This window comes from Micromonospora luteifusca, from assembly GCF_016907275.1.
GTDB lineage: Bacteria > Actinomycetota > Actinomycetes > Mycobacteriales > Micromonosporaceae > Micromonospora > Micromonospora luteifusca.
The window spans coordinates 2,958,139-2,984,528 of the sequence record NZ_JAFBBP010000001.1; the positions used below are offsets into that span (position 1 = coordinate 2,958,139).

At 68.2% G+C, this 26,390-nt stretch carries 26 protein-coding genes, 2 tRNA genes, 1 other RNA gene and 1 pseudogene; 16 read left to right on the top strand and 14 right to left on the bottom strand.

Features of this window, described 5'->3' with window-relative positions; all coding sequences use genetic code 11:
* Positions 1-32 precede the first annotated feature (32 nt).
* Positions 33-734, top strand: coding sequence for a DUF998 domain-containing protein (locus tag JOD64_RS13205; protein ID WP_239559498.1), 702 nt, complete (start codon positions 33-35; stop codon positions 732-734).
* On the opposite strand, the gene JOD64_RS13210 is transcribed toward JOD64_RS13205, so the two are convergent.
* Positions 731-3,883, bottom strand: a complete 3,153-nt coding sequence (locus tag JOD64_RS13210) for a DNA polymerase III subunit gamma and tau (protein WP_204946041.1) — start codon at positions 3,881-3,883, stop codon at positions 731-733. The two genes, JOD64_RS13205 and JOD64_RS13210, sit on opposite strands and share 4 nt — an antisense overlap.
* Before the next feature lie 199 nt (positions 3,884-4,082).
* Positions 4,083-4,172: signal recognition particle sRNA small type (gene ffs, locus JOD64_RS13215), an RNA gene on the bottom strand.
* Positions 4,173-4,254: 82 nt separating this feature from the next.
* Here ffs and JOD64_RS13220 point away from each other — a divergent pair.
* Positions 4,255-4,339: transfer RNA gene (locus tag JOD64_RS13220), tRNA-Ser, on the top strand.
* Between the two features lie 219 nt (positions 4,340-4,558).
* Positions 4,559-5,152: a hypothetical protein gene (locus JOD64_RS13225; protein WP_204942505.1), complete on the top strand. Its 594-nt coding sequence runs from the start codon at positions 4,559-4,561 to the stop codon at positions 5,150-5,152.
* An 18-nt stretch (positions 5,153-5,170) separates the two neighbouring features.
* Here JOD64_RS13225 and JOD64_RS13230 read toward each other — a convergent pair whose 3' ends face one another.
* On the bottom strand, positions 5,171-5,458 hold the full coding sequence (locus tag JOD64_RS13230) for a pentapeptide repeat-containing protein (RefSeq protein ID WP_204942506.1): 288 nt from the start codon (positions 5,456-5,458) through the stop codon (positions 5,171-5,173).
* Positions 5,459-5,497: 39 nt separating this feature from the next.
* On the opposite strand from JOD64_RS13230, the gene JOD64_RS13235 reads away from it, so the two are divergent.
* The gene (locus tag JOD64_RS13235; protein ID WP_204942507.1) at positions 5,498-6,334 is read left to right on the top strand and encodes a class I SAM-dependent methyltransferase; all 837 of its coding nucleotides are present in this window, start codon (positions 5,498-5,500) and stop codon (positions 6,332-6,334) included.
* Positions 6,335-6,370: 36 nt separating this feature from the next.
* Here JOD64_RS13235 and JOD64_RS13240 read toward each other — a convergent pair whose 3' ends face one another.
* Positions 6,371-6,613 (bottom strand): flavin reductase, encoded by a 243-nt coding sequence (locus JOD64_RS13240; RefSeq protein ID WP_204942508.1) that lies wholly within the window; start codon positions 6,611-6,613, stop codon positions 6,371-6,373.
* A gap of 199 nt (positions 6,614-6,812) precedes the next feature.
* Between JOD64_RS13240 and JOD64_RS13245 the strand changes: the two genes are divergently transcribed.
* From JOD64_RS13245 to JOD64_RS13260, 4 genes are all read left to right on the top strand, one after another.
* Positions 6,813-7,580: a helix-turn-helix domain-containing protein gene (locus JOD64_RS13245; RefSeq protein WP_204942509.1), complete on the top strand. Its 768-nt coding sequence runs from the start codon at positions 6,813-6,815 to the stop codon at positions 7,578-7,580.
* Entirely contained in the window at positions 7,571-7,762 is a 192-nt protein-coding gene (locus JOD64_RS13250; RefSeq protein WP_204942510.1) for a DUF397 domain-containing protein, read from the top strand. The genes JOD64_RS13245 and JOD64_RS13250 overlap by 10 nt, the downstream gene beginning before the upstream one ends.
* 211 nt (positions 7,763-7,973) lie before the next feature.
* Positions 7,974-8,528, top strand: coding sequence for a hypothetical protein (locus JOD64_RS13255; protein WP_204942511.1), 555 nt, complete (start codon positions 7,974-7,976; stop codon positions 8,526-8,528).
* Positions 8,529-8,620: 92 nt separating this feature from the next.
* Positions 8,621-9,115, top strand: a complete 495-nt coding sequence (locus JOD64_RS13260; protein WP_204942512.1) for a hypothetical protein — start codon at positions 8,621-8,623, stop codon at positions 9,113-9,115.
* A gap of 95 nt (positions 9,116-9,210) precedes the next feature.
* Here the strand turns inward: JOD64_RS13260 and JOD64_RS13265 are convergent, their stop codons facing one another.
* Positions 9,211-10,377: an NYN domain-containing protein gene (locus JOD64_RS13265; RefSeq protein WP_239560784.1), complete on the bottom strand. Its 1,167-nt coding sequence runs from the start codon at positions 10,375-10,377 to the stop codon at positions 9,211-9,213.
* Positions 10,378-10,379: 2 nt separating this feature from the next.
* A complete protein-coding gene (locus JOD64_RS13270; RefSeq protein ID WP_204942513.1) occupies positions 10,380-10,991 on the bottom strand; it encodes a hypothetical protein in 612 nt (203 codons plus the stop codon).
* Between the two features lie 226 nt (positions 10,992-11,217).
* Between JOD64_RS13270 and JOD64_RS13275 the strand changes: the two genes are divergently transcribed.
* Together JOD64_RS13275 and JOD64_RS13280 are read left to right on the top strand one after the other, a co-directional pair.
* Positions 11,218-11,691 carry an SUKH-4 family immunity protein gene (locus JOD64_RS13275; protein WP_204942514.1) on the top strand — a complete coding sequence of 158 codons (474 nt, stop codon included), beginning with the start codon at positions 11,218-11,220 and terminating at the stop codon, positions 11,689-11,691.
* Positions 11,692-11,898: 207 nt separating this feature from the next.
* Entirely contained in the window at positions 11,899-13,818 is a 1,920-nt protein-coding gene (locus tag JOD64_RS13280; RefSeq protein ID WP_204942515.1) for a hypothetical protein, read from the top strand.
* A 124-nt stretch (positions 13,819-13,942) separates the two neighbouring features.
* On the opposite strand, the gene JOD64_RS13285 is transcribed toward JOD64_RS13280, so the two are convergent.
* Positions 13,943-14,671 carry a TetR/AcrR family transcriptional regulator gene (locus JOD64_RS13285; RefSeq protein ID WP_307813371.1) on the bottom strand — a complete coding sequence of 243 codons (729 nt, stop codon included), beginning with the start codon at positions 14,669-14,671 and terminating at the stop codon, positions 13,943-13,945.
* Here JOD64_RS13285 and JOD64_RS13290 point away from each other — a divergent pair.
* A complete protein-coding gene (locus JOD64_RS13290; RefSeq protein ID WP_204942516.1) occupies positions 14,613-15,944 on the top strand; it encodes an alpha/beta hydrolase in 1,332 nt (443 codons plus the stop codon). The genes JOD64_RS13285 and JOD64_RS13290 overlap by 59 nt on opposite strands.
* 358 nt (positions 15,945-16,302) lie before the next feature.
* Here the strand turns inward: JOD64_RS13290 and JOD64_RS13295 are convergent, their stop codons facing one another.
* Positions 16,303-17,703, bottom strand: a complete 1,401-nt coding sequence (locus tag JOD64_RS13295; RefSeq protein WP_239559500.1) for an alkaline phosphatase family protein — start codon at positions 17,701-17,703, stop codon at positions 16,303-16,305.
* Between the two features lie 222 nt (positions 17,704-17,925).
* On the opposite strand from JOD64_RS13295, the pseudogene JOD64_RS13300 reads away from it, so the two are divergent.
* Positions 17,926-18,245 (top strand): annotated as a pseudogene (locus JOD64_RS13300) (tyrosine-type recombinase/integrase); the annotation flags it as partial.
* A 907-nt stretch (positions 18,246-19,152) separates the two neighbouring features.
* On the opposite strand, the gene JOD64_RS13305 reads toward JOD64_RS13300, so the two are convergent.
* Positions 19,153-21,117: a hypothetical protein gene (locus tag JOD64_RS13305; protein WP_204942518.1), complete on the bottom strand. Its 1,965-nt coding sequence runs from the start codon at positions 21,115-21,117 to the stop codon at positions 19,153-19,155.
* An 897-nt stretch (positions 21,118-22,014) separates the two neighbouring features.
* On the opposite strand from JOD64_RS13305, the gene JOD64_RS13310 reads away from it, so the two are divergent.
* Positions 22,015-22,152 carry a hypothetical protein gene (locus JOD64_RS13310; protein ID WP_204942519.1) on the top strand — a complete coding sequence of 46 codons (138 nt, stop codon included), beginning with the start codon at positions 22,015-22,017 and terminating at the stop codon, positions 22,150-22,152.
* A gap of 83 nt (positions 22,153-22,235) precedes the next feature.
* Here the strand turns inward: JOD64_RS13310 and JOD64_RS13315 are convergent.
* A tRNA-Ser gene (locus JOD64_RS13315) sits at positions 22,236-22,322 on the bottom strand.
* Positions 22,323-22,397: 75 nt separating this feature from the next.
* Here JOD64_RS13315 and deoD point away from each other — a divergent pair.
* From deoD to JOD64_RS13330, 3 genes are all read left to right on the top strand, one after another.
* Positions 22,398-23,105, top strand: a complete 708-nt coding sequence (gene deoD / locus JOD64_RS13320; protein ID WP_074315244.1) for a purine-nucleoside phosphorylase — start codon at positions 22,398-22,400, stop codon at positions 23,103-23,105.
* Positions 23,106-23,237: 132 nt separating this feature from the next.
* Positions 23,238-23,876 carry a TetR family transcriptional regulator C-terminal domain-containing protein gene (locus tag JOD64_RS13325; RefSeq protein WP_204942520.1) on the top strand — a complete coding sequence of 213 codons (639 nt, stop codon included), beginning with the start codon at positions 23,238-23,240 and terminating at the stop codon, positions 23,874-23,876.
* Complete coding sequence (locus tag JOD64_RS13330; protein ID WP_204942521.1) at positions 23,873-24,328, top strand: acyl-CoA thioesterase; 456 nt, start codon at positions 23,873-23,875, stop codon at positions 24,326-24,328. Before JOD64_RS13325 ends, JOD64_RS13330 begins: the two co-directional genes overlap by 4 nt.
* 90 nt (positions 24,329-24,418) lie before the next feature.
* Here the strand turns inward: JOD64_RS13330 and JOD64_RS13335 are convergent, their stop codons facing one another.
* From JOD64_RS13335 to JOD64_RS13350, 4 genes are all read right to left on the bottom strand, one after another.
* Positions 24,419-24,865, bottom strand: coding sequence for a nucleoside deaminase (locus tag JOD64_RS13335; protein WP_204946043.1), 447 nt, complete (start codon positions 24,863-24,865; stop codon positions 24,419-24,421).
* Positions 24,866-25,010: 145 nt separating this feature from the next.
* Complete coding sequence (locus tag JOD64_RS13340; RefSeq protein WP_204942522.1) at positions 25,011-25,538, bottom strand: tRNA adenosine deaminase-associated protein; 528 nt, start codon at positions 25,536-25,538, stop codon at positions 25,011-25,013.
* Between the two features lie 117 nt (positions 25,539-25,655).
* Positions 25,656-25,823, bottom strand: a complete 168-nt coding sequence (locus tag JOD64_RS13345) for a hypothetical protein (protein ID WP_204942523.1) — start codon at positions 25,821-25,823, stop codon at positions 25,656-25,658.
* A gap of 123 nt (positions 25,824-25,946) precedes the next feature.
* Positions 25,947-26,285: a hypothetical protein gene (locus JOD64_RS13350; protein ID WP_204946044.1), complete on the bottom strand. Its 339-nt coding sequence runs from the start codon at positions 26,283-26,285 to the stop codon at positions 25,947-25,949.
* Positions 26,286-26,390: the final 105 nt, after the last annotated feature.

Sequence of the window (26,390 nt, forward strand, 5' to 3'; positions counted from 1 at the left end):
TAGTGCGCGAGAGCCGTCGCTCTGGTGTGCTCATGGACATGAATCTCAACCGCACCGGCCGGGTCGGCGCACTGTGCTGGGTCGCGGCCGCACCGATCTTCCTCATCGCCAGCCTGGTCACCGGCCTGCGCTGGCGCGAGCCGACCTACAGCTGGGCCATTCAGAACATCAGCGACCTCGGCAACGCCCACTGCGGCATGTGGGACAGCAGTCGACTCCGCTACGTCTGCTCGCCCTGGCACCCGCTGATGAACGCCGCGACGCTGGCCACCGCGCTGCTGCTCGCCGCCGGGCTCCTGCTGACCTGGCGGATCCTTGGTCGCGGCGCGGTGGTGCGCTCGGCCCAGACACTCCTGCTGTTGGCCACCGGCGGATACGCCCTGGCAGCCCTCTACCCCGCCGACGTCGACGAGAACCTGCACGTCCTCGGCGCATTCCTGATCATGGGCCTGGGCAACGTCGGTCTGCTCCTCGCCGGCTTCGCGCCGGGCACCACGACGCTCGGCAGGTGGCGACGAATCACCCTCACCGCCGGGCTCGTCGCGCTGGTCGGGACGGTGTTGTTCTTCGCCCAGCAGGGCGTCGGCATCGGGGTCGGCGGCATGGAACGGGTCGCCGTGCTGCCCTTCCCGCTCTGGGCCTGCTGCCTCGGCGTCCTGCTAGCCGAAACAGCAACCAACCGGGCTCGCTCCCCCAACCCCACCCACCACGACTCCATGATCGACGGACGTTAGCGAGCGTCGACCTCGTCGATCTTCTCGGCCCCGAACGTCTCGCGGAGCAGCCGTACCGCCTGCTCTTCACTTGACTCACGGGCGGTCTTCTCGTCGATGACCTCGTCCAACGGCTCGTCGCCCGGGTCGAACCCCTCGTAGGCCGGGGCCGCCGCTGGCGCCGCGCCTCCCGGCCGACCACCCCGCGAGGGGCCGTCGAAGTCCGGGTCGTAGGGCGGCTCGCCGGCCCATTCGGCGTCCGCGATGGGCCGGGCCGCCGATCCGGTACGCGGACCACGCCCCGCCGCCGCCGCGCGAGCTGCGGCGATGGCGCTGCTCACCGGCGCACCACCGGCTGTCGCCGGCTGCCGGGCCGCCGGTGTCGGGTTGCCCCGCGCGCCGGAGTTACCACCGGCCGCTGGGTCGGGGACACCCGAACCGCCCGGTCCGGTGCGGGTCCCGTTGCCGGCGTTGGAGCTACCGCCGTTGCTGCTGCCGCCGTGCGCGCCACCGCCGCTCGCACTGCCGCCGTGCGCGCCACCGCCGTTCGCGCCGGTGCCGTTCGCGCCGGTCGGTGTGGATGCCGAGCCGGGGCTGCCTGGTGCGGTGCCAGGGCCTACGTCGTTCCCGACCGACGCGCCACCCGGGCGGGCAGCCTCCGGCCAGTCCTCGTCATCGGTCGCCTCGGCAGTGAGGGCGCCACCGCCGGGACGGGCCGCCTCCGGCCAGTCGTCATCGCCGTCAGCGGATGCGGTGGGCGGCGTTCCCCGGCCCGCATCGCGGCCACCGGAGCCATCGCCACCGGAACCCTCCCCGCCGCGCGCCTCCGCTCCGCCAGACAGACCGCCACGGGCACCCGGGCCGGCGCCGCCGGTCGGATTCGCTGCGACAGGCCGCGCGTTGGTCGGGCCGGAAGCAGCGGTTGGGGTCGGCACGGCGGGCGGCGCGCTCATCGGGCCGGCAGTCGGGCTCGACGCGGCAGGCCCGGAAGTCGGGCTCGACGCGGCAGGCCCGGAAGTCGGGCTCGACGCGGCAGGCCCGGAAGTCGGGCTCGACGCGGCAGGCCCGGAAGTCGGGCTCGACGCGGCGGACCCGGCAGTCGGGCTCGGCGCGTTCACCACGGCACTCGGGTTCGGCGCGTTGAAGGCGGCAGGCCCAGCACTCGGGTTCGGCGCGCTCGGCGGGGTCGGCGGCCCGTCTGGCGCGGAGGGCGGGGCGGTGGGGCGGGCCGGCGCGGATTGCGAGCGCTGCGAGCCGGACAGCGACACGCCACCGCGCTCACCGGCCACCTCGCAGCGGATCTGCCAGCGCCCGCCCAACTCCTCGTAGAGCGCGTCGGTGAGCACCGCCGCGTGATCGGCCATCATCTTGGCCAGCACGGTGGACTTCACCGTCAGCACCAGCATGTCGCCGTCAAGTTCACGCACCACGGCGTCACGCATCAGGGCGGCGATCCGCTTGTTGGTCCGGTTGACCTTGCCGACCACGTCGGGCCAGACGCGGCGAACCGCTACCGCGTCCAGCGCCGCGGCCGGCGCACCCGGTCGAGGCGGCTCCGGCGTGGCCGGGTCGGGAAGCACCGCCGACGGTGGCACCACGCGACGTGGGGCCGGCGAGCCGGTGCCCGGCCCGGCAGGTGCGAACCGATCCTCGGGTGCCGACCCGGCGACGGCCGACGCGCCGGGTGACGCCGGGATCGGCGAGTCGGCGGCCGAGACGTACGAGGCAGGTGCGCCGGAGGTCGGGACGTGCGAAGCCGGTGCGCCGGAGACCGGAGCGTGCGAGGCAGGTGTGCCGGAGACCGAGGCAGCCGACGCGGGAGCGGCCGAGGTCGCAGCGCTCCGGGTCGGGGACGCTGCCGGGTCGACCGCCCACGGCGGTGCGGAGGTCGGGGCGTTGAGGGGTGCCGGGGTCGCGGCAGCCGGGACCGGGGTGCCCGGGTGTGGGCGTACTCCCGGGTGGGTGGCCGGAGCGGAGCCGGCGGGGGCCGACGGCGCGTCGGTGCCGCCCAGGGTGAGCCGGCGTTCCATCCGCTCCAGGCGCTGGAGGAGGCCACCGGTGGAGTCGTCCACGCCGGGCAGCAGCATCCGGGCGCAGATCAGCTCCAGCAGAAGGCGGGGCGCGGTGGTGCCGCGCATCTCCACCAGGCCGTCGTGCACGATGTCGGCGCAGCGGGAGAGCGTGGCCGGGCCGAGCTGGGAGGCCTGGGCGGCCATCCGCTCGATCTGGTCGGTCGGGCCGTCGATCAGGCCCTTCGCGGCGGCATCCGGCACCTGCTGGAGCACGATGAGGTCGCGTAGCCGTTCCAGCAGGTCGGCGGCGAACCGGCGCGGGTCGTGCCCGGCCTCGGCGACCCGGTCGACGGTGGCGTACGCGGCGGCGCCGTCCCCGGCGGCCAGCGCGTCGCACATCTCGTCGATCAACGCGGCGTCGGTGACCCCGAGCAGCGCGGCGGCCCGTGCGTAGGTGACGCCCTCCGGGCCGGCGCCGGCCATGAGCTGGTCGAGCACCGAGAGGCTGTCCCGGGCGCTACCGCCGCCGGCGCGGACCACCAGCGGGAAGACCGCCGGCTCGACGGCGACGCCCTCGGCCTGGGTGAGTTGTTCCAGGTACGGGCGGAGCACCTTCGGCGGGATCAGCCGGAACGGGTAGTGGTGGGTCCGCGAGCGGATCGTGCCGAGGACCTTCTCCGGCTCGGTGGTGGCGAAGATGAACTTGACGTACTCCGGAGGCTCCTCGACCAGCTTGAGCAGGGCGTTGAAGCCCTGGGTCGAGACCATGTGCGCCTCGTCGATCACGTAGATCTTGAAGCGGCTGCTGGCTGGCGCGAAGAAGGCGCGCTCACGCAGCTCACGGGCGTCGTCGACACCACCGTGGCTGGCCGCGTCGATCTCGATCACGTCGATCGAGCCGGCGCCGTCGGTGGCCAGCGAGCGGCAGGACTCACACTTGCCGCACGGCTCGGGGGTGGGGCCCTGCTCACAGTTGAGTGAGCGGGCCAGGATCCGGGCGCTGGAGGTCTTGCCGCAGCCGCGCGGCCCGGAGAAGAGGTAGGCGTGGTTGAGCCGTCCGCTGCGCAGCGCCTGCGACAGTGGCTCGGTCACGTGCTCCTGACCGATGACCTCAGCGAAGGTACGCGGCCGGTACTTGCGGTAGAGCGCCAGCGTCACTCGTCCCGCCTCCTCTCGACCGAGCCATTCTGCGCCGGTCGGGCGCGGGTGACCACCCACCCCGCCGCGCACCTTGGTTGCGGCGCGTTTGACCCGTTTGACCGGCTTGATCGACTCCATGTCGGCGACATGGCGGCATCCACGGCCCGGGAAAGCCCCACATCGGCGACCTGGAGTGGATCGAGGGCCCCGGAAACGAAAAGGCCTCCCGTGCACCCGGCAGAGCTCGCTTATCCTTGCTGCCTTCCGGCCCTGGGGAGGTTCACGAGATACCGCCGCACGGGAGGTGCCGCCAAGCCTACCCGACCGCCCGTCGATCTTCAGGGGGTGGTGGGGTGGCCCGGCCGACGCGGACCTGTATCCTGGCTCGCGGAGGATTCGCCTAGAGGCCTAGGGCGCACGCTTGGAAAGCGTGTTGGGTTTACACCCTCACGAGTTCGAATCTCGTATCCTCCGCTCGCTTGATCACAAACGCGAGGGTCGGCCCCACCGGGGACCGGCCCTTCGTCGTCTCTACGTCACTCCCGGGCCGCCCGGGCAGCCACCCGTGAGTGATCGGTACGTCGGGACGAAGCGTGGCCACCGCTCCCGGGTCCGGTCGCTTCGCTAATCCATGTTGCCGATCTCCCCTTCGGGAGGGAGGACTTGGCTGCGGGACTGCTGTTGACTACCGGGATGACAGCCGCTGCTCACGCAACCGATCGTCCCGAGGCCCCTGCGCGACCCGGCATCGGCATCACCGTGACCGGCCGTCTGATGGCCCTGTGCTGCGTCGGGTTCGCGGTCGTCAACATCGTTTTCGAGCTGACCGATCGCTTCGCCGACGGTCCCTATGCCGAATATTCCACCGGGATCGCCGTGATGAACTGGCTTGTCGTCGGGCTCAAGGCGGTGGGCGCGGCCGTGGCACTGTTGTCGGTCGCCAGCCGCCCGAGATTTCTTCCTCCGGTGTTTCTGGGCGTGTTGGTGTGGGGAGCGTTCGCGATGCTCGCCGTGTACGCCCTGGGCAGCGTGGTGCAAGCGATCGGCATGGCCTCGGGCCTGGCTGGTAGCGCCGACCAGATCGACCTGGCCGGGGTCGCTTACGTGCTCTTCTTCCTGTTGGTTGCGGCCGGCTTCGGCGTCCTGGCGATCTCATACTCGCGGCGCTTCAGACTCCGGAAGGGCGTCGTCGTCCTCGGCGCGCTCGGCGCACCCGTGGCGTTGGGCGTGATCCTGCTGGCCGTGCCCATGCTGCTGGCCGCCCTCGGCGTCATGCCCGCGCCCTGAGTCGTCTACGCGGTGGCTTTAGCCCACCACCTGGACGCTCTCCGCGCCCTGCGTCGAGAGCCACTCTTCGAGTTCGCCGCCGCCGAGGAACCGGGTCGCTTCCTCGTCGACGAAGACCGGACCGACGACGGCCCCCTTCGCGCCTTCGAACTGGCACCCGAACATCCTCGCGCCACTCAGCACCGCGGGCATGGTCGCGCCGCCGAGGGTGCACCAGCGCAGGCTGGCGAACTCAAGGTTGGCGCCGCGCAGATCGGTCTTGCAGAGCTTGAGCCAACCCGTACGACTGTCCAACTGAGACGGCATAACCCACCCGCTGCGCTGCCCTGTGGTCTGATCGACGTCGTGACTGAGGCGACGTGGCAGTGGGACAGGTCGTTGTACGCGGGCAGCGCCCGCCACTACAGCGTCGGCCGGCTGCCCTATCCATCCAGTCTCGCGGAGGCCATCGGCACCGCGCTCGGACTCGACGGCAGCGGCCGACTCCTCGACGTCGGCTGTGGGCCCGGGTCGTTGACGCTGCTGCTCGCGCCCCTGTTCGAGGTGGCGGTGGGCGTTGACGCTGACCAGGACATGCTCGTCGAGGGGCGGCGCCGAGCTGATGACATCGGGGCGACCAACGTCGAGTGGCGACACCTACGCGCCGAGGCCCTGCCGGCCGACCTGGGTACGTTCCGGGTGGCCACGTTCGCCCAGTCGTTCCACTGGATGGATCGCTCGCTCGTGGCTCGTCGCGTGCGCGAGATGCTCACGCCCGACGGGGCCTGGGTCCACGTGGCCGCCAGCACGCATCGCGGCCCGGCCGACGACGAGACGCTGCCCTACCCCCACCCGCCCTGGCGGGAGATCGACGAACTGGTCGCCAGCTACCTGGGGCCGGTCCGCCGGGCCGGGCAGGGGTTGTTGCCGGCGGGCACCCCTTCCGGGGAGCAGGAGATCATGTTGGAGGCTGGCTTCACCGGCCCCATCCGGATCGAGGTCGACGGGGGGATGATCGTGGAGCGTTCCGTGGAGGAGATCACCTCGGCGGTGTTCTCGCTGTCCAGCTCGGCGCCGCACCTGTTCGGTGACCGGCTCCCCGCGTTCGAGGCTGACCTGCGCGGTGTCCTGACCACGACGGCGCGAGATGGTCTCTTCGCCGAACGGCGACAAGAGGTCGCCGTGGTGATCTGGCGTCCGTGACACCCGTCGGCCGAGGGCCGGGGCCAGGAGCACCCGTTAGCCGCGGGCGCGGGCCCAGGTGAGAAAGCGTTCGGTCAGCCGCGCCGGGTCGACCTCGGTGAGCTGTTCGCCGGCCTCGGCCTGGAGCGTCGCCAGGTAGACGGTCAACGCCAGCCGGTCGTGCCGGTACTCGCCGAGCAATCGCAGCTTCGCCGCCGAGCAGGGCCAGGCGATGCCGCACGCCGCGCAGCGCCAGGTGGGGCGGGTCGGTAGGTGATCCCGGTGGCGGCGGCGGGACATGGGCGGGTCTCCTTCGGCGTTGGAGGGGTGCCGCCCCGCCTCCCCGTCGGGGCGGCACCCGAACTGACGCCGACCGCCGGGCTACTGCACCTCCACCGGCCGCGCCGTCTTCTGTGAACCACCCTCGGGCGGGTCACCGGACAGATACACCGCGTAGCGATATGGTCTTCAAATATTTGAGACATCCGATGGAGGGGCCGTGAACGACGCGCTTCGGGTGGCGCTCAGCGACACCGGGCACACCACCGAATCCCTCGCCGAAACCGTCGGCGTCGACCCGAAGACCGTGGGGCGTTGGTTGACCGAGGGGCGCATCCCGCATCCTCGGCACCGCCTGGCGGCGGCCGAGGCTCTCCACAAGGACGTGTCGGACATCTGGCCGGACACTTCAAGACGTCGTGACCCCATCTGGTTCCGTCCATGGCAGGAGATCGAGCGGGAGGCGGTGTCGCTGCGGTGGTTTGAGTCAACCGTTCTGCCGGGGTTGCTCCAGACCGAGGCGTACGCCCGCGCGGTGCTGAGCGGCGCAGGTCTGATCCCTCGCGACGACATCGACCGACACCTCACGGTTCGGCTCGGCCGGCAGGGCGTGCTCAAACGCGACGACCCGCCGCAGTTCACGGCGGTCATCGACGAGGCGATCCTCCATCGCCCGGTCGGCGGTCGGTCGACCATGCGCGAGCAACTGCTGGCCGTGGTGACGGCCTGCGCCGAGCCGCACATCCGGGTGCACGTCGTGCCCAGCACGGTCGGCGCCTACGCCGGCCTCAACGGGCCGTTCGTGATCGCCCACAGCCACGACCACCGGGTCGCCGGCTATCTCGACAACCAACTCCAGGGACAAGTGGCTAGCGACCCCGACGACATCGCCGCCATGATGGCGGCATGGGAGAACGTGCGCGGAGAGGCGCTGTCCCACTGGCAGTCAGTCGATCTCATCATGAAAGTGGCGGAGTCATGGAGCTGAATGGCGCCAGGTGGCGCAAGAGCAGCCGCAGCAGCGGCAACGGCGGCGCGTGTGTCGAGGTCGCCGACAATCTGCCCGGCGTCATCGGCGTACGGGATTCGAAAGACCCGACCGGCCCGGCGCTCACCTTCGCGCCGAAGTCCTGGCGCACGTTCGTCACGCACCTCACCCGCAGCGCCTAACGACACTCGCCGCCCCGACCTCAACAACTCGGCGATCTTGCGTTTGCTGTCCCGACGGATCAGGGCATTTACCCCGAACAAGCATCAGCAAGTGCAGGATCGCGGGGGTCGGAGGGGTGGTGGCGGACGGCGGGTACGGTCCGAGGGCGGGCGGACCGGGAAGCCGTCGTACACATGTTCTATCCACAGGCTGTGGACGACGGAGGGTTTGATGAGTTACCAGCTCAGCGCGGTCGTCGCGGACGCAGAGCTGCTCCGCGAGCAGACCGCCGAGCTGGATCACGCGGTTCTCGGCGAGCTACGGCAGGACTTTGCCCTGCTGCCGATCACCCCGCAGTTGGTGGTGGAGCTGACCGGGTCGCTGCCGGATTTCGCGACGGACGACCGGAGTGCAGAGCACCCGTTCGAGCTGGTGTTGACTCCAGCGCTGGTGGAACTGCTGGCCCGGTGGTCCCTGTCGGGGCCATTGGCATATCTGGAGGCGGAGTTCTGGGCCGGCGCGGGCCGCCAGTCGGCCGCGGTGTGGTTGGGTGGTTCGCTGTCCTGGGGTCCGCGCTTCGACGACGAGCTGGATGCACCGCGCGAGCAGTGGCCGATCAACGCGGCGCTCGTCCGGCTCGGCGTCGAGCCGGGCGCGTGGATCGACCCGTTCGCCGAACTGGGGTTGCATCTGGAGCGGAACACCGACGGCTGGCTGGCGCACGGGCGCCGTCGGCTCAGTGCCGACTACTGGGACGAGCTGGTCGAGCAGTGGGAAAATCAGTAATCCGGCTACCGGCAGCAACCTGAACGCCCCCGTTCCGTTGGGGACTGGGGGATTCCATGAAATTGCGACAATTTGCGTTTATTGCAACGCTGATGACGGCTGCCTCGATCGCTGGCAGCGGCGTACCGCCAACCGGGCCGATTCCGGACGGCCGACCCGCCGGCAGCGTGGAGATCATCGACCTGAACGGCCTCAGCAACATCGAGTTCGGTGACACCGAGGACGAGCTGACCCGACGCGGCATCCTGCTCACCGATCTGGATGCCTGCGGGCCGATGCTCGCCGGCCACGACACGGTCAGCCCGGTCTTCGTGGAGGACAAGCTGGTGCTGCTCTGGGTCGGCGATCCGATGCGGACACCGGAGGGCATTACAGCGGGCTCACCTGTCGAGGAGGTGTGGGCCCGCTATCCCCAGGTCACTCGGCTTCACGCTCCACAAGGGACACATCGGCTTGACGGACTGCTCGCCCGCAGCGGCGACCGCGCGTACCTCTTCCTGCACGACGGGCGCACGGTCCGAAAGACCATCGTGGGGTACGCCGACTGGGCCCGCCGCCTCTTCGACGAGGGTGCGGGCCCGTGCTGACCGGCGCAGGCTGATCAGGGCGACGAGGCGCCAACACAGTCGAGGTCGCTGGCCGGCCGTCCTGGCCACGACATCAGTGCAACGACCGCCAGAAGTCATACGAGTGGGCGGCCGCGAAGTCCGTCGTACCCAATTCGCCGGCGAGCACTGCGGTGAACCTGCAGCAGGGAGCCGAGGCGGAACAGGACACCGTCCTGGCCGTTGTCGCTGACGTGGCCCGAGCCGCAGCGGCGGCAGGCCCCGCGCCGACGCAGGTGGTAGGCGACGGTGGCGACGCCCAGCCCAATCCCCCAGGCAATCCAGAAGACGCTCGGAACGTAGAGAGCCCAGGTGCCCCGGACTTCGGGCGTCCACAGAAACATCAACCCGGCCGGAATGATCGTTACCGACACGATCGACGCTGGGACGACGGCGAGGGCGGGCGGGACCCGTTTACCGGCCTTGAACCAGATCCAGCGGGGGTACACCTCGCCCCACCGGCCGACCAGACCATGGGTGAGCACGCCACCCGCCGCTGACGCCACCGCGCAGCCGAGCCCGACCGCCAGCATCCCGGGCGTGTCCTGCATCATCCGCAGGAAGTCCGGGGTGACGCCGAGCGGGAAGCCGAGGGCCCAGGCGATCCTGGTGACCTCGTAGGGCAGCGGGGCGAGGCAGGCGACAAGGACCGCCCATCTGCCCCAGCGCAACAGTGTGTGCCGTGCTGGCCCGTCACCAGCCCCGTGGCGGCGGCCGCAGTGGCCACAGGCGGCCCGGACCCGCCGACGGTAGGCGAGAGTGGCAGCAGCCCACAGCAGGCCGCCGACAAAGATGATGATCAGGTTCGTCCGGTGCCAGTAGAGAATGTCACCGACACCGGCCTGGTCGCCGGGCACGCCGGTGAAGGCGAAGACCAGCAGCAGTGGCGCGAATGCCACCAGGGTGATCAGGGTGTAGTCGGGAACGATCAGAACCAGTGCGCCCGCCATCGCCCATCCGAAGGCAACCAACCCCACGGACAGGCGACCGGGCCGGGCCCGGCGCGTCATCACCAGCGCGACGATCGCGCCGAGCAGGCCGACTGCGGCGATGACCGGGGCCACCACCTCGACGCGGCTGCCTTCCAGAATGGACCCCGACGCGTGGTCCGGGTCGACCGGCGCGAACGGGAATCCGTCCCCACCGGCCCACCAGTACAGCCCCAACCCGCCGTACAGCAGCGAGAAGGCCGCAGCCGCGTAACCCGACCACGCCGGCCAGTACGCCCACCAACGCCAGATCATGGTCACGGCCGATCCCGGCGCTCTGGATCGGGAACCTCGGCACCCGCTCGGCTCTGCTCAGCGGCATGAACGGCATACCCGCCAGCGAGAATCGGGTAGCGGGGTCTCTGCGGTGAGCCCGGAGGAAGGTCCGTCTCGGGGTCGAAGCACCCGGTGGGCGGTCGCTCGCTCCCGTTCGTCGCCTGAGCGTCGACGATCTGATCCGCCCCTCTTCCACCGTCGATGATCTTCACGTAGAAACCATGGTTCCTCGCGGTGCCTTGGCCCTCCGGGACGATCGCGGTGAACACCGCGACGTTTCCGGTGACCTTCAGACACGTCACGTCGGCTCGCCCCTGTGCTGCCAGCGTGCCGTCCGCCTGCTCGTGCCGGTACAGAAACCGGCCGTGCGTCGACCCGTTGGGGGCCGTCACCGCGTAGACGCCGAACCAGATCCGGTGCCCGACCGTGTTGACCTCGTCGTACACGAAATGTCCCAACCCGGCGACGACCGACCGCCCGGCGGCGGCGCTTGCCGCCTCGGCCTGTCGGGCCTGCGCGACACCGGGCGACGCCGCGACCCCCACGGCCGCAACCGCCACCAACGCCGTCGTACGAAAACCAGACCTGAACATGTCGCTCCTCCTTCTGGCCACCCGTCGGCTGACGTGCTCCAGCATCGCCACGCGCCGACGTGACCGACTCCCACCGCCGGGCCAGCCACATCCCCTGGCCGAGGGAGCAATGCCGCGCCAGTGCAGGGGAGGAGGCGGCCCCGGTGCCAGGCGGCGCGCGAACGACCGGGCGTCCTGGCCGAGTTGATCCCCGCGCTGCTGGCCGGCGCTCGATAGATTGACCGCCATGTCTTCACTGATGGAGCTCGACGGGTGGGAGTCGCTGTCGCCGGCGTTGCGGGAACAGTTGGCCAGCGCGGACCTGCCGGAATCGCTGCGACTCGACGAGTACGACCTGTTTCTGCTCGGCCCGGATTTGATTTATCGGGATGGCATGTTGCGATTCGGTTACGCCACGGCCGGACTGAAGGGCGAATTCTGTCTTGATCTGGACACGGGTGCCGTGTTCCTCATCGACGGAAACCCGCCACCAACGTTCGTGAACTCGTCGCTCGGGTTGTTCGCCCGCTCGTTACGCCTTGTGGCGGGCCTTGCGCCCGCGATCGTCGGTGGCGACCCGGACCGCTGGGAAGACGCCAAGAACGAGGTGCGGCAGGTCATCGAGGAGTGGGATGCGCCGGCGATGATCGAGGAAAACTACTGGGAATTCCTCTCGTGGGAGATCCAAGCCGGCAACTACGCCGATCAATCGGACCTTTAGCAGAATTTCCGATATGTCGGTCGGGAACACCCATGTAACACTGACTGTCTAGCATCCCTCAAAGCCACGTGACATCGACGTTCACGTATGGCATAACTCGCATGTGACATGCGTACAAACAAAAGATCACCCGTGCCGACGCGCGATCTTGAATGCGCGTTGGGGGGCCTTTCTGTGTCGCGGGTGCGAAGGGGGACAGCGGATCTGATGGGCAACATCATCAAGGAACGTCCGCGGACAGGGGCGCTGACGCGACTCGCGACGGTCCTGGTCCTGATCTGGTCGGTGATCGGCGGTGTGCCAGCCGCCGCCCAGGCGGGATCGCGGGTCGTCGCGGATTGGCCGATCATCGATGCCAGGTGTCCGCCGGTCACGCCGGAAGGCCTGGTCGGTTATGGGTGCACCAAACTGAGCACGTACCTGCAACGGGCGCGACTGGATCTCCGGTACCACCGGCCGCCGAAGACCAAGGACTTGCTGTACACGAACGTCCGCGGCAACTACGCGATCGCTCAACTGCAGGACGGCAAGTACATCATCGGTTACAGCGGCGGTACGCAGCACGCCGAGGAACGGCTGCTCGATCAGATGCGGGGCAGGGCACCGCGCATCGAGTTCGACCCGCAGACCGGCAAGGTGTCCTACCAGCCGGCCAAGGCCTCGCCGATCAAGGAGGGTTACTCCGAGATCGAGCCCTGCAAGAAGACCTGCAACCCGGCCCTGGAGACCGCCAAGGTCCGGGACAAGTTCACGTACAGCTACCGGTGGAACCCCGGCCCGGGCGAGACCACCCAGGAGGTCCACGACAAGACCAACCACCCGAAGACGGGTGAGAAGCAGGTCGCGGTCAAGGCCCTGCTCAAGGAGAGGGCCCCAGGTCCCATCCTCCCCAAGTCGCCCGAGGAGTTGGCCAAGGGCAGCGCGGTCAGCAAGGCGGTCGGTAAACAACTGGGGCCGGTCCGGCCGGGTGGCATCGACTTCTCGTCGGTCCAACTGCGGTACGTCACGGACGGCGGATCGGGCGGCAACACGTACTCGTTCGAGACGGTGACCACCCCTGGCCAGGAGTCGAAGGACGGCACCGACCAGATCTACGACGCCGACGAGGCACTGAACACCTGGATGGTCGTGGAGCCGTCGCGGTTCTGGGTGAACCTCAACCCAAGTCAGCCGGACAAGGTGATCGACGAGTACCTCGGCCAGACCGCAGTCGGTCGCATCCTGCTCGATGCCGACCTCGAGTTGAAGCGGGCCTGGACGCGATCCCAGGACCCGAAGACGGTTGTCGGCCTGGAGTACTGGAACCGGATGACCGGCCTGGACGGGGCCTGCATCCGACAGTGGATCGTGCCGAAGGCGGCGACGATCCGCGAGGAGGGAAACCGCCTCTACATCCTCGACGCGCCGCTCGAGGTGAAGGCCGAGGCGTTCGACTTCACGATCCCCGGCGACCCGGACTTCACGTGCCCGGCCAATCCCGAACCGTCCATGGCCGTCTACCGGGACCTGCTTCTGCCCGAGTTGAACAAGGCCGTGAACGACGCACCCGAATTCAAGGACCTGCGCCGTGCCTACATCAGCCGGGTGGCTGCCGAGTGGTACCGCGACCGGATGACGGCCGACGGCCGGGCGGAAGAGGCCGGCATCGACACCAACGACGTCACCACCCTGGAGCGGGAGGACGACTGGAAACCGACCGACGTCTTCAACCAGTACCTGAAAGAGCTCTCCGCCACCAAGTACGAGTTGCCGAACGGCGTGACGGTGACCACGGGCGGCGTCGACTTCACCCAGCCGGTGAAGACGACCAAGGTGAGTGACACCACGTTCAAGGAGCAGCACGCGGCTCTGCCGACCACGGTCGACAAGTCGCTCACCGAGGTCACCAAGACCTCGGACGAAAAGCAGGCCTACCTGGGCGGCTCCGACGACATCCCCGTTTTCGTCGCCCTGAAGCAGCCGAGCGGCACCGAGGGCGGCGAGGACGGCGGAGGCGGCGGAGGCGGCGGCGGCCTGCCGATCACCGGTGCGCCCATCTTCGCCATCGCGGCGGCCGGCGTGCTGCTGATCCTGATCGGCATGGCGGTCCTCTGGCGCACCCGCCGGGTGCGGTGGATGGCCAACTGAGACCAGATACAGAAGCGCCCGGTCGGTCCTCGCGGATCGACCGGGCGTTTCTGCATTTCCTGAGCGATGGCAGCGGGACTCGAACCCTCGGAGGGCGTTAACTTGCCGCCCACCCTCATCCAATTTAGATACGGGGTGTCGTCGCCCAGCCGCGAAGAGTAGCAAGAATTGTCGATCGGAATGCGGACTCGGCCGTGGCTGCGTCAAGCGCCCCGGCCAGTTCGAGAGTCACGAGTCCGTGCAGGGTCACCCAGATCGAGAGGGCGATGGATGTCGCATCGCCAACAAGCGCGGACGCCGACAAGGCGCGACCTATCGCCTCCAGGAGCGGTCGGACGGGGTCGCCCGTACCGACCACGCCCGACGGGTCGAAGGACTGCACGCCACCGAACAACACCGTGTAGAGGTGGCGGTGCTCGCGCCCCCATTGCCGGTACGCGACAGCGAGCGCGTAGATGTCGGCGAGGGGCTCGTCGGAGGTTGGCACCGCCGACAGGTCCTGGAACAACCCGGCGACCGCCCTGTTGCGTACCTCACCGATCAGCGCGTCCTTGCTGCCGAACAGCGAGTACACCGCCGCGGTCGCGGCCCCTGCGGCAGCAGCCAGGGCGCGAACAGTGATCGAGTCTCGTGGATGGGTGGCGAACATTTCTGTCGCGGACGCTACAAGACGCTCTCTCACGGCGTCGTCGTTCGTCCTCGGCCTACCCATGGCAACCATCCTAGGCCTGCCTGATACGTTGTTTCGAAACAGCGTTTGGAAACAACGTTTGGAAACTATCGGAGCTGCCGTGATGCCACCCTCCATCCGCCTTGCCCGCTTCGCCGGTCGCCTGGGCCTGGCCCTGGCCATCGTCGTGGGACTGTTCGTCCTGTTTCTCGCACTGATCGTCCTGACGGACGGGGCAGGCTCGGGGCTCGCCGCATGGCTGACGACCCTCGGAGTTGGGACCGTGGCGACGCTGTGGCGGGGCCGCCGCCAGAGGTGGCCGATCCGACTCTTGCGGCTCCTGCCGGTGGTCGTCGCCTCGGCGCTGACGGCGTCGGTCTGCATCCCGACCGTACCCACGCAGCGGCGCTACCCGACCGATCTCCCGTTCGTGGCAACGCAGCATTGGAGCCTGGCCACAGGGAGCCGGGTCGCGGTTTACCACTACCCGCCCGCCCCCAACGCCACGGCTTACGCGACGCCCTTCGTGTACCTCAACGGCGGACCCGTCCGCAGCATCTCGCTGCTCGACCACCAGTTCCTGCAACTCCTGGCACGGCAGGGCTACGACGTCTACGCCTACGAGCAGGCCGGCGGCGGGCGAAGCGACCTACTGCCCATGGACCAATACACCGTCTCCAGGTCGGTCCGCGACCTCGACGCCTTCATCGACCACCTGGGCAAGGGTCCGGCCGACGTCCTCGGATTCTCCTCAGGCGCGGTCGTGCTCACCCGAGCCCTGGCCGACCCGGGCGTCGCCGCAAACATGCACCGAGCGATCATTGGCGAGCCTGGCCCGATGGACGGCCCCACCGCGCGGATCAACGGGCAACAGGGGCGACCGTCCGCACGCGGCCTCGCACCGGCCATGAGCGGACCACGATCGACATATGTCCCCAGGTATGGGGTCGCATTCGGCCTCATGCGCCTCGGGCTCCTCTCACCCGACACCGCCCTGATCGGACAGGCCGAAGGCGCTAACGCCTTCACGGCCGCCGATCTGGGCAGCGACACCGCGTCCGGCTACTGCGCGCGGGACGCGCACCGCATCCCCACTGAGGACACGGCGCAGAACTTCTCCTTCAGCGCCGCCGCGAGCCTGAACATCCAGCAGACGATCAAGGACTCGCCCTCCATTGCCCCGCAGCTCAGGCTCTCCCGCACCCCGGCAATGCTGATGATTGCTGAGTGCTCCGCACAGATCCGTCAATGGGCGACCACCGTTCTTGACAACGACCCCGCCATCCAGCGCACCCAGTACATGCCTGGCGTCGGACACCACATGTGGAACGGCCTCGATGACAACAACGAACGGGCCGCCGCCGTCATCACCGCGTTCCTTCAAGACAAGCCGGCACCCCTGCCGAATTACCCGGTCCGCGCCAACATCTCCACATTCCTTGATGACCACAAATGACAGCGACAAAACGCCCGCCGTTGCGGCCTTGTTGCCCGTACTGATTCGCGACGGGGCTTTCGAGGTCTGCGACACGACGGTCAGCTACAACCGACTAGGGCCATGAGCAGGGCGGGAAACCTGGTCCGACCTCCGATGGACGGTCTCGAACGTTGATGAAGGAGACCACAACACTTCAGCCGGGAGGAGGTAACGAACGTCTGGCAAATGCCCGGCGCGATCGGCACTCCCACCGCGAAGGTAGCGCCAGGCAAGTCGAAGTCGTCTGGATGATTGGTGTACCGGATGCCCTCGTAGAGGGTGAAGGCCCGGCCGGGAAGTGCTTCCCGGCCGGACCTTCGAAGAGCCTCGGTAGGTGTCAGCCGACGTGAGGCCGGTTGCCCTTCTCCTGCTTGGGCATCTGCTGCTTCGCCGGTGGCCCTTCCGGCATCGGCAGGTTCTTGATCGCGTACTGGGTGAAGTTGTAGTCGCCCACAGTGTCCGGCATCGTCGGGGCCTCGGCCCGCCGCTTGTTGAACCGGAACGCCGCGGTCAGGTCACCACAGGTTTCCCGGCGCCACGCGCTGATGTTGGTCTCCTTGACCCCGGTGATGTGCTCCAGGAACTGCAACTGCGAGGTGTGGTCGGAGACCTCGGAGCAGACGTAGCCGCCCGCGGTCCATGGCGACACGATGATGCACGGCACGCGGTAACCGAGGCCGTTGGGCCATCCCCGGCCCTGCTCACCAGTGTTGGAGGTCTTGAAGACGAACTCGTCCGGGGTGCCAGCCGGCGGGGTCGGCGGAACGACGTGGTCGAAGAGGCCGTCGTTCTCGTCGTAGGACAGGATGAAGACGGTCTTGGCCCACACCTCGGGGTTCGACGCGATGGCGTCGATCTTGCCCGCGATGAACTGCGCACCGGCCGCGGCCGAGCCTGGGGTGGAGGGGTGCTCGTCGTAACCGGACGGTGGCAGGATCCAGCTGACCGTCGGCAGCGAGTCGTTCAGGCAGTCGTACTCGAACTGACCCAGGGGCTGGGTCGCCACGCCGTTCTCGTAGAAGCCGTCGCCGGACTGGGCCTGGGCGAAGTCGGTGAACTTGCTGATCGCGGACGATCCGGTGAGACCGCCGGGCTGGCGGTAGACCTTCCAGCTCACGCCCGCTTCGCTGAGTCGCTTCGGGTAGGTCTTCCAGGAGAACTGGTTGGCCGGACCACCGGTGGTCAGCGAGGGGCCGCCGGCCAGACCGTCGACATCGATCGTGCCCGACATCCACATGTGCCGGTTCGGGCCGGTCGGGCCGATCACCGAGCAGTGGTAGTGGTCCAGGATGGTGAAGGACTCAGCCAGTGCGTAGTGGAACGGGATGTCCTCACGGGTCAGGTAGCCCATGGTGAACGGAGCGTTCTCGCCGTCGCTCGGAATGTGCGCCGGGATCCAGTTGTCCATCTTGCCGCCGTTCCACGCCTCGTGCTGGCCCTGCCAGCCGTGGTCGGTAGAGGGCAGCGCGTGGCCGGCGAGCTTCTTGGTGTCAAGGTGGAACGGCAGCACGTAACCGTCCGGGTGACCATCCCAGGGCTGGTGGAAGACGGAACGGCCGTTCCCCAGGATCAGCGCATTCGGGTCGTCGAAGCCGCGGACGCCCGACATCGTGCCGAAGTAGTGGTCGAAGCTGCGGTTCTCCTGCATCAACATCACGACGTGCTTGATGTCGCTGAGACGACCGGAGGTCGTCGGCGGCTTGGCAAGCGCCTTCTGCACGTTCGGCGGCAGCGCCAACGACGCAGCACCAAGGGCGGCGGCAGCAGCCCCGCTCCCGAGAAGTCGTCGACGGGTGAATCGGGATGGGCTCTCTGGCATGGGGGTGGAGTCCTCTGCTCTCCGGGCTGACTGCGGACTCGTTGATCATCTTCGAGAAGCGTGAACGGGACCCTAACCAGCACCTACGGCCCAGAAAGAAAGGCGGCGAACTGTCGGACTCGATACAGGTTCCATGGAGCGCTGGAGCGCTTCTACCGACGGATGCAGGAGAACGGCAGCGCCCCGGCAACCGCCCACCAGGCCCATCGCACGTTCCGGACCGCTCTCAACGAGGCGGTACGCCGCGGGCACCTGACAAAGAATCCGGCCGTCCTCGCCAAGCCCCCCGCCTGCCCGAGAGCGAAATTGAGCCGTACTCGGTCGCGGAGGTGCAACGACTTATGGCTGCCACCCGCGGACCGCGCAACAGCGCTCGTTGGGCGGTTGCGCTCGCCCTCGGCCTGCGTCAAGGGGAGGCGCTCGGCTTGCGCTGGTCGGATGTCGACCTGGACGCTGGGACGCCGGCGGGCTGCTCTGGGACAGCGCGACAGAGGACCCAGAAGCGGCCTCCTGAGCAGGAACTGAGAAATTGAGACCACAAGCAGAAACGCCCGGTCGATCCTCGCGGATAGACCGGGCGTTTCTGCGTTTCATGAGCGGTGGCGGAGGGATTTGAACCGTCGGAGGGCGTTAACCCTCACACGCTTTCGAGGTCTGCGACACGACGTTCAGCCTCAACCGGCTGGGGCCATGAGCAGGGCGGGAAACCTGGTCCGGCCTCCAACGGACGGCCTCGTATGTTGATGAAAGAGACCACAACTGAGACCAGCAGGGCCAGGGCCGGCGTGAGCAGCGCCCAGGCACGCTTTCCAAGTCTGCTCAGCCCCATACGCGCTTGGTCGGGCCGGTTCGCAACCTAGGCCAACGCGACCGGCCGTCCGTCCACAGCCGCCCCCGCACGCTAACGAACGAGACGACAAGTGAGACGAAGGCGGGAGTCCCCCGATCATTCTGATCTAAAGGTCGCCCTCGGTGGCCAGACGTAAAATCCGGGGCGGGCAGGCACGCCACCGGGGGGTAGCCCTGTCGGCTTGTGGGATGCCGTTGAGCGTGCGATTGGCCCGGGAGTTCCAGGGCTGGTCAGCCGTGTGGTCCTGTGCTCGACGTGGTTGCCGGCGTCCGTGCTCGTCCGCTGCTGCTCACCGGTTTGGCTGCTCGCTGGGCTGCTCGGCCTCCAGCCCGCTCCTGGAGCACATCGACTTCCCCGGCCAGGCTGCAGACGAGCTTTCCCCCGACGGAGTCAGGATCAGCCGGGCGAGGATCACTACCAGAAAGTGCGATTCCGACCCGCCCATGGCGATGGTGTCAGCGCTGCTGTCGACGTTTGCACCAGCCGAGGGCCCTGGCTGGGGTGCCCATGGCTCGCCGCTATGTCGATCTTGCCCCGATGAACCATCTACCCGCCTCAGCTGCCTGCTTACCGATCCCTTCTGTTAAACGATACGCCCCATCTCTCGTATCCCGATATGAAGAGGCGTAGAAGAACAGGTAGAAGACCGGCTGGATAAGGCAGAGCACAGCTACCGCGAGCAGTTGGTACAGCAGCAAATCTCCCTCGGCGACTCCTGACCAATGTGACGCGATGGTGAGCGAAAATCCCGAGAGCAGAACCACGCCCGAGATCAGGAACGGCAGGATCCCACCCCTCTGATGGAGCGGGAGAAGGACGGCCGCGGCCGCTATAAGTCCCCACTGCCACGGCACGAGCGGGGGAAGGCCGACGAGCGATCCTGCCGCGACGCTTATGCAGAGCACCCACAGGGCTGCCCCCAGCCGCCAAGCAGAAGGCATAGACCATCGGACCTCTTGAAGAAGCTTCAGGTCCGCGCCGTCAACTTCATGCCCGGCAAGCGGCTCTTGTACGCGAGTTCGAGCGCCAGAGACCTCTAGCAGCTTCAGCAAGTGAGGCTTCCTTCGTATCGCGTCCGCCGCTGTATACCGGCGATCCGGCCCGTCGACCACCGCCGAAGTTATGTAGCTCGCGCCCTCAAGCACCCACGTGAGAGTGACGACCCCGAGGCCCAGTCCGGCGAAAGCGATGACCGCCAGGACAAAATTCGTGCTCAGTATCGGCCCTCCGACGGCGGCCCAGCCCAGGCCGAATCTGAGGGGGTAGCCCAGGCTCACCAACAGGAGAAGCCATCTGAAATCGCGCGTGCCACTCTCCTCGGAGCGCCGCATGCGCGCGCGCACCCACTCGTACAGAACAGCGAGGATGTAGATCGCCGGAATGCTGATGAGCAGAATTTGGTCACTGAACGAAAAACGAGGGGCGGGACTCCAATGCAAGGAGATGATCCACAAGACGAGGTAAAGGCGTACAAGCATGATGATCAGGGAATACTTCACACTGGTGTTGATCGTGCTTTCGTCACCAGCAAGTCGCCGTCTGGCCTTCGCAAGCGGCGCGCTCCGGTCCTCGTATACTCCGCGTATGTCATTCCATTGGTAGCGCGACTGGTATACCAGCAGTTCGACGCCTACAACGAACATCGCGATTTCGGGCAGACTCGGTCCGTACGCGCGCGCGGGGGGCCCTGCGTTACTCGAAACCGCCAACCACCCGAAGAAGGCTCCCATGACTACGTATATAGCCTTCGCCAAATCGTCGGGCCGGGGCAGCGCCAGATATGTGCCCAAACGTCCAAGGTGGGCTCTCTTGCCGCCAATCTCCGTTGGATAGAGGTCCTTAGCCAGCCTTGATGCCGTCGCCTCGACGTAGCGCTTGAATATCTTCCTGCCGCCAAGGTTGGACCTTATCGTTTCCGAAAAAATGGCGATTGCGGCCGCCCCGTATACGAGCAACATGACCAGTCGCCATGGCAACGGAACATTGAGGCCGAGGAAAATGGTCAGACCACCAAAGACCAGGCAGAGAATCACGAAGACCATCACGGCCATGACTTGCTGGAAGGATGACGTCCTGCCCCCCCTTGCGCTGAGGCTGTTATAAGTGTTAAGGAGTTCAATATATGTGAACGGCTTCAGCCCCTTATACGCTGCGAGATCTTTGACGGCTCCCAGCCGCTGGCGAATCTCCCTCTCCAGGGCCCGGAGATAGAAACTTCTCATGACGGCCATTGTCCCTGCGGCCTGGAGGAACGCCAGGATGGCGATGACGGGCAGCGGGGCTGTTACGAGGACAGCTGAAGCAATCTTCGTGCCCTTTGCTACCTCGTTCACAAGGGCGCCTAGCAACGATAGTGCCCCGAGGCAGAGGGTCAGGACGGTGCCTTGGAGGATGGAGAAGTGGCGTTCCTCGTCTCGACCTTGTTGATAGTCAACGAGGAGCGATTCGAGATACTTCCCCTCAGGCGCGGTTGCCTCAGGCACGGATGTGCCAGGCAGGCGAGGAGGAGGCACGGGTGCATCGGGCACAGGAACCTCTCAGGGTCGGGTGCCGGCGGTGAGCAGTACGGATCCGAGGATGCGACCCACGGCGTGGATCAGGCGTGGCCAGATCGGCGTATCCCCTTCCCACTGCAGCCACACGAAGGCTGCTCGCAACCTTCGGGCCAACAGTCCGTCGAGTAGCAGCGAATCGCCGACTACGACAGGGCGATCGCCGAGAGGACCTATCCGGCGGCGACTAGTCCAGGGTTTTCGAGCCCGACCAACGTATGCGGTGGCGATTGCTGCGTTTTTGAACCTTCTCGAGTTGGTACAGAGCACGACGGCACTGCACTCTGGTGCCAGCCGTCTGAAGTCCGCTAACCGCTGTGCTAACCCATCGGACGGCGCGGTCCAGTGGATCAACCACGGTTCGATGTCGAGCACGATTGTTGTGGCGTTGATTGCGCAGACGTAGTCGAACACGGTTACCGAGTCCCTCGCCTTTATCACGGCAAGGTTATTGCCAGATCCCGACCAACGCCGCCAAGCCCAGATATCAGGCGCTTCGGACCGTCCGGCAGAACCAGAAGCTTCCTGGTTGTCCCATCCCTCAACGGGCCACTTCGCTCGCACAAGCACACTATGCGCTCTGGAGGCAAGACTTCGTCTCGTCCTGTCAGATCCACGACCAGAAGGGCGGCACCCCGGTCCCGGGAGTGGGCGCCCCGCCCATGGGCAGGATCAGGCGGAACTGGTCCTGGTCCGTCGTCCACAACGTTCAATGTCAGCCATGCATCTTGTCGATCAGGGAGAGAGGGGTGGCGGATGATGGCGGATCGCGGCGATAGGGCATGTTGGCTCCCGGGCCCTCGTCCGCACCCGGTCCTCCTTCTGGACATGGCGTCCCGCTCCGCGACCTCGGCCGTTGCCACCCGGTACCAACACCTGACCGCCCAGGTCCGTCGGGACATCGCCCAGCGCGTCGGCGGGCTGCTCTGGGACAGCGCGACAGAGGACCCAGAAGCGGCCTCCTGAGCAGGAACTGAGAAATTGAGACCACAAGCAGAAACGCCCGGTCGATCCTCGCGGATCGACCGGGCGTTTCTGCGTTTCATGAGCGGTGGCGGAGGGATTTGAACCCTCGGAGGGCGTTAACCCTCACACGCTTTCGAGGCGTGCTCCTTAGGCCGCTCGGACACGCCACCGCCGACGAGGGTACAGGACCGCTGGTTCCGACGCCGAACCGGTATCGCCCGGGCCGGCCTGGCAGGATCTTTGCCATGAGTACGCACATCGGCGCGAAGCCGGGCGAGATCGCCGAGCGGGTCCTGATGCCGGGCGACCCACTGCGGGCCAAGTGGATCGCGGAAACCTACCTCGAGGGCGCCACCTGCTACTCGACGGTTCGGGGCATGCTGGGCTTCACCGGCCGTTGGAACGGCGTCGAGGTCTCGGTCCAGGGCTCCGGCATGGGTATGCCGTCCGCCTCCATCTACGCCCACGAGCTGATCAACGAGTACGGCGTGAAGACGCTGATCCGGGTCGGTTCCTGCGGTGCCCTCAGCACCGACCTCCAGCTGCGCGACGTGGTCGCCGCGATCGGGTCGTCCACCGACTCGAACATGAACCGGATGCGCTTCGACGGGTTGATCGACTACGCGCCGGTGGCCGATTTCGGGCTGCTGCGTACGTCGGTGGAGGTGGCCGAGCGGCGCGGCATCACCATGCATGTCGGGCCGATTCTGGCGGCGGACGCCTTCTACACCGACCGGCCGGACCTCTACGACACCCTCGCCGACTATGGGGTGCTGGCGGTGGAGATGGAGTCGGCGGCGCTCTACACGATCGCCGCGCGGTTCAAGGCCCGTGCGCTGACCGTGCTGACCGTCAGCGACCACATCAAGACCGGCGAGAAGACCACGTCGGAGGAGAGGGAGCAGACCTTCAGCCAGATGGTCGAGATCGCTCTCGACACGATCATCGCCTGACCCTTCGTCGTACGCCGCCGCCCCGTCGTCCGTCCGGACGGCGGGGCGGCGTGCTGTCGGGGCAGGGTCGGGTGACGACGGTCACCCGATAAAACAATACGACCGGTCGTGCTGGTTCGTTACCGTGTCCGCATGACCGTCGACGGACGCCTCGCCCGGGGCGAACGCACCCGGAACGCCGCGCTGGACGCGGCCGTTGCGCTCGCCACCCAGGCCGGCCTGGACGGGCTCAGCCTCGCCCAGCTCGCCGACACGCTCGGGGTGAGCAAGTCGGGCCTCTTCGCGCACTGGCGGTCGAAGGAGGCGCTACAGCTCGCCGCGATCGACCGTGCCGTGACGCTCTGGCAGGAGCGGATCGTCGCGCCGGCGCACCTCGCCCCGCGGGGCGTGCGGCGGCTCCGCGCCCTGCATGACGCGCGGCTCGACTTCTACGCCACCCGGGTGCTGCCCGGCGGCTGCTTCTTCGCCAACACCCAGTTCGAGTTCAACGCCCGCCCCGGCCCGGTACGAGACCGGCTCGCCGAGGCGCACAGCCAGTGGATTGCGTACCTCGAACGCCTCGTCCAGCAGGCGGTCGACGCCGGCGAACTCACCGCCGACCTGAGCGTCCCGCAGCTGGCGTACGAAATCGACGCGCTCGGGATGGCAGCCGCGATGAACTCCCGGCTGCTCGACCCGGACGCCACCTACCGGTACGCCCGCGCCGGCCTGTTGGACCGCCTGCGGGCGCTCTGCCCCCGACCGACCCTGTTAACGGAAGGCCCCTCATGACCAACGCCGTCGCCGACCAGCCCACCGTCCAGTTCGGGCACGTCGAGCACGTCACGGTGCACTTCGACGACCTCGACGCGATGGGCATCCTGCACAACGCGCGGTACGCGGTGCTGCTGGAACGGGCCCTGACGCCGTACTGGACCGAGCGCGGGCTGGCCTACCGGGGCAGCGCCACCCCGCCTGACCTGTTCCACGCGGTCCGCGAGTTCACCATCACCTTCCGGGCGCCGATCGCCACCACCGGCCCGGTGGCGGTGCACTTCTGGCTCGAACACTTCGGCACCAGCAGCGCTGAGTACGCCTTCCAGTTCCGCTCCCTCGATGGCGACACGGTGCACGCCGAGGGACGGCGGGCGATCGTCCGCCTCGACCCGGCGACGCTGCGGCCCACGCCGTGGACGGAGGCTGCCCGGGCGGTGGCCAGCACCCTGCTCCGCCCCACCGCCTGACGCGCTCCGGCGACGCCAACGGGTGCGTCCGCTGTCCTGGCGACAACAGACGCACCCGAAGGAGGCCCGACCTGAGTTCGCCCCGGCGGGTCAGCGGAAGAAGGCGCGCAGAACCGCTGCGGTCTCTGCTTCCAGCACCCCGCCGTAGACCTCGGGGCGGTGGTTGAGCCGGCGGTCGCGCAGCACGTCCCAGAGCGATCCGGCCGCGCCGGTCTTGGGCTCCCACGCGCCGAACACGACGGTGGAGACCCGGGCGAGCACCAGGGCCCCCGCGCACATGGTGCACGGTTCGAGGGTGACCACCAGGGTGCAGCCGTCGAGCCGCCACCGGCCGGTCCGTTCGGCACCCCGCCGCAGGGCCAGCACCTCGGCGTGAGCGGTGGGGTCACCGGTCAGTTCCCGCTCGTTGCGCCCGATGGCCAACTCGGCGCCGTCCGGCCCGTAGAGAACCGCACCCACCGGCACGTCGTCGACGTCGGTGGCGTCCGTGTCGTCGACGGGTGGGCCGGTGACGGCGACCTCCAGCGCGCGGCGCATCCAGGACTCGTGCCGCTGCCGCCGGCCGACCTCACCCAGGTCAGCGAAGCTCTCGTGGGCGCCGGGCCCGGCCCGCTCGACCGCACCAGGGGTCGGCTGCCCCGGCCGGAGCCCTTCCAGCGCCGGGTCGGTGGCGTCGGCCGGCTCAGACCTCACGCAACTCCTCGACCTCGTCGGCACAGCCGAGCACCTGGCAGATCTCGGCGGTGACGTCCGCCGGCAGCATCCCCTCGTGCGTGCAGAGGGTCAGCAGCTTCTGCGCGGAGATGCCCAGGTTGGCCAGCAGGTCGGCGTCGCCGACCGGGTCGGCTTCCGGGTCGACGACGGGCTGCTCGCTCTCCTCGTCACCGGTGGTCGCCGCGCGTGGCTCCTCGTCGCCGTCGAGCCCGGTGACCGACGTCTTCAGGTCACCGACCAGCAGCGAACCCAGCTGAGACTCCTCGGCGTACGCGGAGTCCGAACCGAACACCCGCAGGTCCTCGCCCTCGTCGAGACGCAGCACCACCAGATAGGCGTCGTCGGCCTCGACGAAGAGCAGCGACACGTCGGCCTCCTGGTCGACGTCACGCAGCCGGTCCGCGACCTCGTCGATGTCAGTGGCGCCACGCAGGCTGACCTCGGCGGCGGTCCAGCCACTGTCGTCGCGCACAACGGCCGCAGCGAAGTACGACACGGTCCCCCCAATAGCCCTCGACACAGCGTCGACTCGTTACGCGTGCACGTTAGCCGGTCGGGTCGGCAGGCGACTCGTCAACGCCCCGAAGGGTCGGTCATTCCTGACAAAGTCGGGTCAGCTGGCTACCCGACGGCGGGTCGCAATGAGCTGGCGCAGCCGCTCGGTGCGCTGCCGCTGGGGTCGGCTGCGCTGGCGGACCGCGCGGGCACCCGCCAACTCGGCCAGCAACTGCAGGCGGCGGCGGCAGCGATCGGGGTCCTGTCGCGGGGTGGTCCAGGCCATAGTGCCGAGCGTGCCGAGTCTCGGCGGCCACGTCAAGACGGCGTTCGCTACGCAGCCAACCGGGCACTCGGCGCAGTCACCGGCAGCCGTCTCGGGGCCCGTCCCGGCCGTCTCAGCGGCAGATCACCACAGCGGCCAGTCACCACTGGTGGCCCAGCGGACCGCCACCACGGCGGCGGCGATGCTCCAGCCACCCGCCGTGACGATGGCGACGCCGGTGGCAACCCCGCGGTCGCCGTAGCGGACCAGCACCAGGGCAGTCGTCCACGCCAGCAGGCCGGCCACCACCGTCCACCACGCGTAGCTGGTCACATCGGTGCCAAGCAGGCCGAACAGCAGCAGCCAGGTGGCCGCCGCGCCACCACCTGCGGCGACACCACCGCCGGTGACCGGGTGCGGCTCACGGTAGGTGGGCCGGGACGGGGGCCCGGCGGGAAAGAGCCCCGAGGGGATACGCCCCATCGAGCGTGCGGCGGCACCGGGATCCGGGCCAGGGTCGGGTCGGGCAATGCTCACCGTCGCTGCCCTCCCTCACGCGCGCCACTCGTGCTCACGGTACCGGCTCTG

Bases quoted from the DNA above. Each gene is read 5' to 3' on its own strand.
- deoD (WP_074315244.1), top strand. From the start codon at position 22,398: ATGAGTACGCACATCGGCGCGAAGCCGGGCGAGATCGCCGAGCGGGTC.
- JOD64_RS13290 (WP_204942516.1), top strand. From the start codon at position 14,613: ATGCCACCCTCCATCCGCCTTGCCCGCTTCGCCGGTCGCCTGGGCCTG.
- JOD64_RS13335 (WP_204946043.1), bottom strand. From the start codon at position 24,865: ATGCGCCGCGCGCTGGAGGTCGCCGTCACCGGCCCACCCGTCGACGAC.
- JOD64_RS13310 (WP_204942519.1), top strand. From the start codon at position 22,015: ATGGCGTCCCGCTCCGCGACCTCGGCCGTTGCCACCCGGTACCAACAC.
- JOD64_RS13325 (WP_204942520.1), top strand. From the start codon at position 23,238: ATGACCGTCGACGGACGCCTCGCCCGGGGCGAACGCACCCGGAACGCC.
- JOD64_RS13225 (WP_204942505.1), top strand. From the start codon at position 4,559: ATGACAGCCGCTGCTCACGCAACCGATCGTCCCGAGGCCCCTGCGCGA.
- JOD64_RS13345 (WP_204942523.1), bottom strand. From the start codon at position 25,823: ATGGCCTGGACCACCCCGCGACAGGACCCCGATCGCTGCCGCCGCCGC.
- JOD64_RS13250 (WP_204942510.1), top strand. From the start codon at position 7,571: ATGGAGCTGAATGGCGCCAGGTGGCGCAAGAGCAGCCGCAGCAGCGGC.
- JOD64_RS13350 (WP_204946044.1), bottom strand. From the start codon at position 26,285: ATGGGGCGTATCCCCTCGGGGCTCTTTCCCGCCGGGCCCCCGTCCCGG.
- JOD64_RS13285 (WP_307813371.1), bottom strand. From the start codon at position 14,671: ATGGCCAGGGCCAGGCCCAGGCGACCGGCGAAGCGGGCAAGGCGGATG.
- JOD64_RS13265 (WP_239560784.1), bottom strand. From the start codon at position 10,377: ATGATCTGGCGTTGGTGGGCGTACTGGCCGGCGTGGTCGGGTTACGCG.
- JOD64_RS13270 (WP_204942513.1), bottom strand. From the start codon at position 10,991: ATGTTCAGGTCTGGTTTTCGTACGACGGCGTTGGTGGCGGTTGCGGCC.
- JOD64_RS13255 (WP_204942511.1), top strand. From the start codon at position 7,974: ATGAGTTACCAGCTCAGCGCGGTCGTCGCGGACGCAGAGCTGCTCCGC.
- JOD64_RS13205 (WP_239559498.1), top strand. From the start codon at position 33: ATGGACATGAATCTCAACCGCACCGGCCGGGTCGGCGCACTGTGCTGG.
- JOD64_RS13280 (WP_204942515.1), top strand. From the start codon at position 11,899: ATGGGCAACATCATCAAGGAACGTCCGCGGACAGGGGCGCTGACGCGA.
- JOD64_RS13275 (WP_204942514.1), top strand. From the start codon at position 11,218: ATGTCTTCACTGATGGAGCTCGACGGGTGGGAGTCGCTGTCGCCGGCG.
- JOD64_RS13330 (WP_204942521.1), top strand. From the start codon at position 23,873: ATGACCAACGCCGTCGCCGACCAGCCCACCGTCCAGTTCGGGCACGTC.
- JOD64_RS13260 (WP_204942512.1), top strand. From the start codon at position 8,621: ATGACGGCTGCCTCGATCGCTGGCAGCGGCGTACCGCCAACCGGGCCG.
- JOD64_RS13240 (WP_204942508.1), bottom strand. From the start codon at position 6,613: ATGTCCCGCCGCCGCCACCGGGATCACCTACCGACCCGCCCCACCTGG.
- JOD64_RS13230 (WP_204942506.1), bottom strand. From the start codon at position 5,458: ATGCCGTCTCAGTTGGACAGTCGTACGGGTTGGCTCAAGCTCTGCAAG.